This window comes from Halapricum sp. CBA1109, from assembly GCF_009741825.1.
Classification (GTDB): domain Archaea; phylum Halobacteriota; class Halobacteria; order Halobacteriales; family Haloarculaceae; genus Halapricum.
Genome location: NZ_WPCA01000199.1, coordinates 1 through 3,780 on the forward strand (window position 1 = coordinate 1; position 3,780 = coordinate 3,780).

The following is a 3,780-nucleotide window of genomic DNA, read 5'->3' on the forward strand; positions in this document are numbered from 1 at the left end:
GCTGTACATCGATCGATGCTCAGACGTACGTAGCTGTACATCGATCGATGCTCAGACGTACCGTAGCTGTACGTCGTTCGTCGGCGTCTCGCCGATCATCGGCGGCGGTGTCGCGGCCTACCTCGAGTGGGGCGACAAGAGCGAATCGATCCGTATCGGTGCGCTGTCGGGCGCTATCGTGGTGATACCGTTCGTTCTCCTTCGGGTTACTCAGTCTTCGGCGGCATCAGTGCGGCGGGGCCTCGGCCGGCGTTTTCCTGGTGATCCTGCTGTTCGTCGTCGTCCTCGGCGCGGCCTACACGGTTGGGTTGAGTGCGCTGGGCGGATTTATCGGGTGGTACATTCGAGAGGAGACGACCATCGACGACGACCTGCGGGACGCACTCTGAGGGGCCCTTTCTTTGGGGATGTGAACTCTTGGTCGTCGAGGCTGCTGGCGTATAGTCGAGTTCGACAGAACTGCCGAGTATCCAACGGGGTCTGGTCGTTAGATATCCACTCGACAGAATTTTAAAAATACCCCGAGTGGAACAGATATGAAACGCGGATCGACACTGGTCAACTCGGGTATCGGTGCGGCAGTGACGCTGGTCACGTCGTTCGTGGCCATCTCGCCGGTGTTCGGTGGCGGTATCGGGGCGTACCTGCAGGGGGGAGACAGGAGCGAAGCCTTGCTGGTGGGTGCGATATCGGGCGGTATCGCGGCACTGCCGTTCCTGTTTTTCGGGGTCACGTGGCTGGGATTCCTCGACAGTTTCAGCACGTTTGGGCCGCCGGGGTTGTCGAGTTTCGGTCCGTCCATCGACGGCTCCTTCGCGGTGTTCGGGCAGGTTGTGATCCTGATGGGTGTCGCGTACATCGTCCTCTTGAGTGCGCTGGGCGGATTTATCGGGTGGTACATCCGTGAGGAGACGACCATCGACGACGACCTGCGGGACGCACTGTAGGGGGAGAATACTCAATACCGTCCGGGGTGGGCAGTAGCTATGGACATCGAATCGGCGGTACGGTATCCGATGGCGGACGACGACTGGACCGCGACGATACTGATCGGGAGCGTCCTGACGCTGCTTGGCTTTCTGATCGTCCCGGCGTTCGTCGTGGCGGGGTATCTGGTCAGCGTCGCTCGGGCGCGCCTGAACGGCGAGGACGTCCCGCCGGCGTTCGACGACTGGGTCGCGCTGACCGTCGACGGGCTGAAAGCGACCCTGATATTCGTCGTCTATATGTTCATTCCGGCGGTCGTGTTCGCCGTCTCGGTGGGGGCGTCGGTGCTCGCGCTCCTGACCGGGAGCGAAGCGGGGTTCGCGGCGGCGCTGGGGAGTATCCTGCTCGGCCTCCTCCTGTCGTCGGTGCTGGCGTTAGTGTTCGGTTACGTCGCGTACGTGGGGCTGATCAACTTCGCCCGCGAAGGGAGTGTCGCCGCCGGGTTCGACATCGGGACGATAACGACCGTCGCGTTCAGCGCCGACTACTTCGTCTCGTTTCTTTTGGCCGTCGTGGTTCTGATCGCCGTCGGGTTCGTCGTCGGACTGCTGAACGTCGTCCCTGTACTTGGGACGGCACTGGCGGCTGTGCCGACGTTCTACGGCCAGGTAGTCGTCGTCGCGCTGCTGACCGACGGCTTCGGTGAGGTGAGCGGAATCGGCCGGGGGACGCCGGCGTCGGGCCCGCGATCGCGGTCGCAGTTCTGACCGGCGGCCGTTCGGAAACACACTTGGGGCTCGGGCGTGGACCGGGGGGTATGGTCACAGCGAGCGCTCCCGGGAAGGTGTATCTGTTCGGGGAGCACGCGGTCGTCTACGGCGAACCGGCGGTCCCGTGTGCCATCGAGCGCCGGGCACGGGTGACGGCGGAACCGCGCGACGACGGTCGGCTCAGGGTAGAGGCCGAGGACCTCTCGCTGGACGGGTTCACCGTCGAGTACGACGGGTCGGCCTCCGACCACCCCGACGTGGACGTCGCCGACTCGCTTTTGGACGCGGCGATGGGGTACGTCAACGAGGCTATCGCACAGGCCCGGGACGCGGCCGACGCGCCCGAGGCGGGGTTCGACGTGACGATAGCGAGCGACATTCCGCTGGGCGCGGGGCTGGGGTCATCGGCCGCGGTGGCCGTTGCCGCCATCGCTGCCGGGACGACGGCGCTGGGGGCCGACCTCTCGACGGCGGAGATAGCCGAACGAGCCTACCGCGTCGAACACGCCGTTCAGGAGGGCGAAGCCTCGCGGGCGGACACGTTCTGCTCGGCGACGGGCGGGGCGGTCCGCGTCGAGGGCGAGGACTGTCGGGCCATCGAGGACGTACCGAACCTGCCGTTCGTCGTCGGGTACGACGGTGGGGCTGGGGACACGGGGGCGTTGGTCGCGGGCGCAGAGGGCTCAGAGACGAGTACGACTTCGCCGCGGACACGGTCTCCGCCATCGGCGATGTCGTCCGGCGGGGTGAGACCGCGCTGGTCGAGGGCAACCTCGACGAACTCGGTCGGCTGATGAACTTCAATCACGGGCTGCTGTCGGCATTGGGGGTCTCGGCGCGGTCGCTGGACGCGATGGTGTGGGCCGCCCGGGACGCCGACGCGCGCGGAGCGAAACTGACCGGGGCCGGCGGCGGCGGGTGCGTCGTCGCACTGGACGAGACGCCGGCGACGGAGACGGCGCTCGAGTACACGCCCGGCTGTGAGGCGGCCTTCCGGGCCGAACTCGACCGCGACGGCGTTCGACTGGAGGAGCGATGACGACGATACTCAAACTCGGCGGGAGCGTCATCACCGAGAAAGACCGCCCCGAGACGCTGGACGGCCCGGCGCTGGACAGGGCGGCCGACGCGGTTGCCGGCCGGTCGGACCTCGTCGTCGTCCACGGCGGTGGGAGTTTCGGCCACCACCACGCCGCCGAACACGGCGTCTCGACGACCGAAGGGAGCACGGACCCGGACGCGGTGATCGCTATCCACGGCGCGATGGCGACGCTGAACCGGTTCGTCGTCTCGCGGTTGCGCGACCGGGACGTGCCGGCGGTCCCCGTCCACCCGCTGTCGGCGGCCGACCGCGACGGTTCGGGTGCGCTCACGCTTCCGTCGGGGGCCCCGGAACGGCTACTCGGCGAGGGGTACGTTCCGGTGCTCCACGGCGATGTCGTCGCCCACGGTGGCGAGGGAGTGACCGTCCTCTCGGGCGACGAGATAGTGGTCGAACTGGCCGCGGCGCTTGAGGCCGACCGAGTGGGGCTCTGCTCGGCCGTTCCGGGCGTGTTGGACGACGACGGCGAAGTGATCGAGGAGATACGGGAGTTCGAGGCCGTGGCGGACGCCCTCGGCGCGAGCGACGCGACGGACGTCAGCGGCGGGATGGCCGGGAAAGTGCAGTCGCTGTTGTCGATGGAGACGCCCGCGTCGATATTCGATCTGGACGGGCTGGCGGCGTTTCTCGACGGCGAACGGGTGGGGACAACGGTCCACGGCGGGACGTAGCACTGCGGTCCGGTGATAGTCGCCTGCCGCTCCGAAGGCCACAACTTACGTAGGGGTCGCCCGAGAGTGGACACGTATGCCTGCCCTCACTGCGCGCGATAGTTCCCGCTACGGCGTCCGGTTGTTCGGTTATCTCCTGGTCACGACGCTGTTGTCTGCGCTGGTCGCCGGCGGCGGCATCGGTCTCGCCTACACGCTGGACACCGACGTCCTCCCCAGCGGCTCGCTCCCCGGAACGACGGCGCTTGCCGTGGCCGCCGTCGGGGCCGCCCTCGGCGCGTTGGTGTTTCTCGCCGGCGTGCTGACCGTC

At 67.3% G+C, this 3,780-nt stretch carries 5 protein-coding genes and 2 pseudogenes; all 7 read left to right on the forward strand.

Features of this window, described 5'->3' with window-relative positions:
* Nucleotides 1-97: 97 nt before the first annotated feature.
* Nucleotides 98-193 (forward strand): annotated as a pseudogene (locus GJ629_RS18135) (hypothetical protein); the annotation flags it as partial.
* A 67-nt stretch (nt 194-260) separates the two neighbouring features.
* Nucleotides 261-389 carry a hypothetical protein gene (locus GJ629_RS17695; protein WP_255475246.1) on the forward strand — a complete coding sequence of 43 codons (129 nt, stop codon included), beginning with the start codon at nt 261-263 and terminating at the stop codon, nt 387-389.
* 147 nt (nt 390-536) lie between these two features.
* A complete protein-coding gene (locus tag GJ629_RS14930; protein ID WP_157513727.1) occupies nt 537-947 on the forward strand; it encodes a DUF5518 domain-containing protein in 411 nt (136 codons plus the stop codon).
* 39 nt (nt 948-986) lie between these two features.
* Nucleotides 987-1,694 carry a DUF4013 domain-containing protein gene (locus GJ629_RS14935; protein ID WP_157513728.1) on the forward strand — a complete coding sequence of 236 codons (708 nt, stop codon included), beginning with the start codon at nt 987-989 and terminating at the stop codon, nt 1,692-1,694.
* Nucleotides 1,695-1,744: 50 nt separating this feature from the next.
* A pseudogene (gene mvk / locus GJ629_RS14940) lies at nt 1,745-2,736 on the forward strand (mevalonate kinase).
* Entirely contained in the window at nt 2,733-3,470 is a 738-nt protein-coding gene (locus tag GJ629_RS14945) for an isopentenyl phosphate kinase (protein ID WP_157513729.1), read from the forward strand. Before mvk ends, GJ629_RS14945 begins: the two are co-directional and overlap by 4 nt.
* Nucleotides 3,471-3,546: 76 nt before the next feature.
* A partial coding sequence (locus GJ629_RS14950) for a hypothetical protein (protein ID WP_197428655.1) occupies nt 3,547-3,780 on the forward strand: 234 nt, incomplete at its 3' end.